Source organism: Sphingomonas sp. P3_C6 (assembly GCF_056402595.1).
On the sequence record NZ_JBFUHB010000073.1, the window covers coordinates 1 to 550 of the forward strand.

The 550-nt window shown below is 64.7% G+C and carries 1 pseudogene; it reads right to left on the reverse strand.

Annotated elements, in window-relative coordinates:
* A pseudogene (locus tag AC1DT7_RS24245) lies at positions 1 to 527 on the reverse strand (transposase); the annotation flags it as partial.
* Between the last annotated feature and the right edge of the window lie 23 nt (positions 528 to 550).

Consider the following 550-nt stretch of genomic DNA (forward strand, 5'->3'; position numbering starts at 1 on the left):
GCCTTTGGCCAACCGGCGCCCAGCCGCGCAACGGCGCCATGTTGCGCAACGGCGCCATGTTGGTCTTCGCCCAGGTCTCGTCGATGAAGACGAGGCGCGCTGGATCAAGCCGGCCTTGATACTTCTTCCACTGCTCGCGGCGCCGGGCCACCTGCGGCCGGAGCTGTTCGGCGGGCAGAACGCTTTTTTTTGAAGCTCAGTCCCTCGGCATGAACAAAGCGCCAGACCTGAACATAGTCGACCTTCACCCCGCGTTCGGCCAGCTCGACCACCAGCCCGCGGAGCGTGAAGTCCGTGGCGGCTCGTTCCAACAGCCAGTCGCGATTGGGGCCAGACAGAATATTGGGCTTGTGACCGCCCATCTGACCGGGGGCTGCGCTACCCGTCTCACGCACACGCCGTACCCATTTGATCGCCGAGCTCGCCGCTACGCCAAAGCGTGCCGCTGCCGCATGGCAGGACATGCTCTCCTCCATCACCGCCGCTACAACCCGCTCGCGCAGGTCCATCGAATAGGGCTTGGCCATGCTAGCTGGCCTCCGATCTCCAG